The following is a 3834-nucleotide window of genomic DNA, read 5'->3' as shown; positions in this document are numbered from 1 at the left end:
GCTTAAGCGGGCGGTGCTCGCATCCGCGGCGGCATGCATCATCTTCACAGGTCGAACGCGGCGGTGGCTCGCGCGGATAACTCTGGATCGCGTTCTGTTCGAGCTGCGCCCCGGCTGCGTGCGGGACTTTCTACCTAATCACGGTGAACGCGGACTTGTACCTGTGGCAGACTTGCGTGTGCGAGCGCCTCGCCCCGGCTCTCACAAGGGCTGACCGGGATCAGGTCGAAGGCGAGTCCAGCCGAACCGGTCGTGTCGGCGATGTGCAAGTTGCGCAAGCCGCACGCTGGGGCGGCGTGGGGATCGCGGGCGAGTCCGGTTATGTATCAACCCGACGATGCGTCGGGCGCAAACGCCATGCTTTTACCGAGACAGACGCCAGCCTGCTCAGGGCTGGCGTCTTCACCGCTTGCCCCCACCACAGCCACTGCGGCCCTCGCCCTGATGCCCGCCCCACTGCGGACCTCACACGCGCTCTTATCCGTCCCCCTGCCCGTGGCTTCGTCGACCGCGCCTTCAAGGGGCGCGCGCGTCAGCACGGCCACCGTCGTCGAGATCGAGTTCCTCTAGGCGGAGGCTGCTCAGACGAGCTTCGCCGTTCAACTCAGTCGGTCGGTGATCGAACAGGCATACTGTCGGATCAGCCGCTTTCCCGGGCTGCGCAGCACCGGCCTGTGCGCGCTCAGTCTCGTCGATGGTGCCACCAACGGCGCCCGCTTCCGCCGCTACGTCGCCGACAGCCTCGTCCTGGTGCTGCGACCCGGGGACACCGTCATCCTCGACAACCCGCAGGCCCACAAGGCTGCCGGTGTGCCCGAACCCATTGAGGCGGTGGGCGCGCGGGTGCTGTACTTTCTCCCTACCGTTCCGAGTTCTATCCGATCGATCCTTCGACAGGCTCAGGATGAGGAGATCTTCGCCAAGCTCAAGCACCTGCTGCGAACCGCAACCGCCCGCACCGTGCCCGACCTCTGGGCTGCTATCCGCGAGGCCTTCACCCGCTTCACCCCAGACGAATGCCGCAACTGCATCTCCGCCGCCGGATACGAGGACGACTTGGCCGCCGCTACATAGGTGGGAACAGCTCTGATCGCTCGCGCCGCCATAATTACTTCTTAGACAGCTCGCCACAGCATGGTGAGGCACGGCCTCCTGCTGTCATTCTGCGGAGTATCGATTCGACATAAGTTCATGCCATGAGATCGGATAGCCATATCAGCGCCGCATCATACGATAGGAATGGACGCAAGCGGCGCTCGTCGAAAGATGCCGTCTCCGGTGGGAGGTGAAAACGTCTCTGCATTTTCCGGAGCTCAGTGTCCTGTTCGCTTGCATGTAGCGATCATTCACCGGCCCTGCCGGATGTCTGCGTCTGAGCCGCCGGATGATGTTCAGGAAAGAAAGCACGATCGCTGCGTGCTTGGCCGATTGGGGCCTCCGCTCGTGGAATGCCTCGATCAGGCAATGCAGGGATGCGTGAGCTTGGCGGCCCCAGCGACGCCGTAATTTGGTGAGTGGTGGGCATACCTTCTTTACTAGAAAGCCGCTTTTCTTGAAGATGGGAAAGAAATTCTTTTGCTGCAAGTAGCTTATGACGCTTCAATTCTGCTTCTTCTGCCCGAATTTTCTCTAAAACCGCTTCCCGAGACTCTGCCTCGGCGGCTTGGTGCTGCAGCGCGTAAGATGCAAACGCCAGTCTGGCGGCGAGATGACTAAATAACTTACTCGTCTGAAGTGTCGATTTCGAAAACGAAAGATAGATAGTGTTAACGGCGAGAAAGATCATTGCTGCGAACACTAGCAGGTCGGCCGACCGACCGCTGATGCTCCACGCAGCCAGTATCACCATGAGTGTCAAAGTGGATATGGTGAGTAAAATCAATCTGATGATCGACATAAAGGGCATGTGTAAAACTCGGCGGGATCCAGCAAGTGAGCAGAGATGACGACATTACAAACGCTATTTCGGCGAGAACAAGGCTAGGAATCTGATCCGAATCCGATCGTCGCCGTGAGCCTGTCGCGCTGTCCCGCCGGCGATCCAGACCGATATCACTTTCTCTGCCCATACGAAGCGTAACGCTTGGCGGAGACGTCTTGGACAGCAACCGTGACGGCTTGCCGCTGTTGTGTACCACCCGTCGCCATTCGGCGCCTTGGGCGGCACTGGTGACCTGCGAGCTTGCATAGGCCACTGCTGAGTTGAGCGCTATCGTGGACACAAATCTTTGCTTGTGGCCAAGCTCGTGCAGGCATCCTCAATATTTAAACTGGTGCACCTCTGAAGCTGCCGCCTGTGTTGGTGCGTTATGCCGCCCGTATCATTTCAGCGGGAAATTACAAAGGTATCATCACACGACATGCGTCTACCGTTTCGTGGTATCGGAAGCGTCCAGAGCTTTGGCGCGCCGCACGATGGCTGCCTTCAACCGCGCTGGGTCAATACGGGACACCAGCACGGCGCTGTCGCCCGAGTAGCCGAAGCTCGCGAAGTAGAAGCGCCCCTCGGTATCCCAGGCGTCATAGCCGGTATGGACATGAGTATGCGCGAGGGCCGGGTCGAGCTCGGCGAGCGCGCAGAGTCGCCGCGTCCTGCCGCTCCCGAAATCGAATTCGTAGAGGGCAGTGTCCTCGCTCGGGCGAGGGGAGGTGCTGGTGGCGACATAGACGCTCTTGCCGTCCGGCGCTACGGCGAAGAGCCAGAACTCGAAGCCGTTCCATCCGGGCACCTTGCCGGTGTCGACCTGCCCGAGATACGTCCACGTATGCCATGCTTGGTCGAAGCGATAGATATGGCCGCGGTCGTCACCGAAGAAACATACAAGGCCGCCCTCCATGCATTGGCCGGTCTCAAGCGCCATGCCGTCCTTCAGCCGCCAGTCCGTCTCCTCGCCGAAGCCGGTCTGCGGATCGTAGTAATGCACGTGATCGTGCGCCGCTGGCTCGTCCCAATTGCTGGCGGTGAAGTAGAGGCGCCCATGCGCGTCAACCCACATCACGCGGCCCGTATAGACGTAGGGTTGCTGATAGGAGGCCGGGCGGCCGAGATCTTGGGTCTGGCCCGTGGCGACGTCGTAGCGGTAGATCGTCCCGGTGGGCACGCCTGCGCCGTAGATCACGTTGCGAACCGGATCGGATGCGAGGGTGACGAGGTTGCCGTGCGGCACGGCGCTCCCGCCGGGTTCACCGGCGCTTAGGTCCGTTAAGCGCCCGAGGCTCGGATCGTGGGCATACCAATGGAAGCCCCGGCGCCCGAGGTACTCCGGATCGAGGTTCGATCGGTCCATCGTGGCGACGTAGATCTTCCCTGCGTGCCAAAGCGGGCGGGTATGAAATTTCTGCGCAGTCTCGCCGGGCAGCCAATTGTGGGCGGCTTCAGAGGCCGAGCGGGCGTCGCCGACATAGCGTAAGGCGCGCGCTCGCGTGTCGATTCGATAGAGCGCCGCGTTCGTGCGGTGGTCCATTCCGCTCACGTAGATATCACCGTCCGGCGTCGAACCTGTGGCGTGCCAGCTCTGGGTTGGATGCAGACCGTTCGGGGTATCGGGCAGCCGCCAGTGCCACGTGCCATCGAGGGACCCCGCCCAGCCAGCTGCGATGTCCCTAGGTCGGAGATTCTGTTGTTCGGTGGTCTGGCCCAGTGCCGGTAGGGCGAAGAAGGCGAGCGCCGTGCTCAAACGGATGAACCAGCATATCATAAGATCCGCTCCCCAAGAGCCGCGCGCAAACTGCCGGATGCGCTTTCACTTGCAGACGACAGTCCAACGCTGGTTAGCACGCTGCGTGTTCAGTGATCGATCCAGTGACGCGACATGCTGATCCAAGGGCTTTAAG

General features: G+C 61.2%; 2 protein-coding genes and 2 pseudogenes. 2 read left to right on the top strand and 2 right to left on the bottom strand.

All coding sequences use genetic code 11. From position 1 onward, the window contains the following. Nucleotides 1–176: 176 nt before the first annotated feature. Both OXS27_RS31840 and OXS27_RS31835 read left to right on the top strand, forming a co-directional pair. Nucleotides 177–434, top strand: a pseudogene (locus OXS27_RS31840) (IS5/IS1182 family transposase); the annotation flags it as partial. 223 nt (nt 435–657) lie between these two features. Continuing rightward, nucleotides 658–1074, top strand: a pseudogene (locus tag OXS27_RS31835) (IS630 family transposase); the annotation flags it as partial. Between the two features lie 268 nt (nt 1075–1342). Here OXS27_RS31835 and OXS27_RS31830 read toward each other — a convergent pair. Both OXS27_RS31830 and OXS27_RS31825 read right to left on the bottom strand, forming a co-directional pair. Continuing rightward, nucleotides 1343–1906, bottom strand: coding sequence for a hypothetical protein (locus OXS27_RS31830; RefSeq protein WP_267361653.1), 564 nt, complete (start codon nt 1904–1906; stop codon nt 1343–1345). A gap of 460 nt (nt 1907–2366) precedes the next feature. Further along, nucleotides 2367–3698, bottom strand: a complete 1332-nt coding sequence (locus OXS27_RS31825) for a hypothetical protein (RefSeq protein WP_267361651.1) — start codon at nt 3696–3698, stop codon at nt 2367–2369. Between the last annotated feature and the right edge of the window lie 136 nt (nt 3699–3834).

The sequence above is a fragment of the Methylobacterium sp. GC_Met_3 genome, assembly GCF_026540775.1.
GTDB lineage: Bacteria > Pseudomonadota > Alphaproteobacteria > Rhizobiales > Beijerinckiaceae > Methylobacterium.
Note: the sequence above shows the minus strand (reverse complement) of the source record. Positions and strands in the feature narration are given on the sequence as shown.

What these genes read in the sequence shown, in the direction of transcription:
- OXS27_RS31830 (WP_267361653.1), bottom strand. Translation starts at nt 1,906, where the DNA reads ATGCCCTTTATGTCGATCATCAGATTGATTTTACTCACCATATCCACT.
- OXS27_RS31825 (WP_267361651.1), bottom strand. Translation starts at nt 3,698, where the DNA reads ATGATATGCTGGTTCATCCGTTTGAGCACGGCGCTCGCCTTCTTCGCC.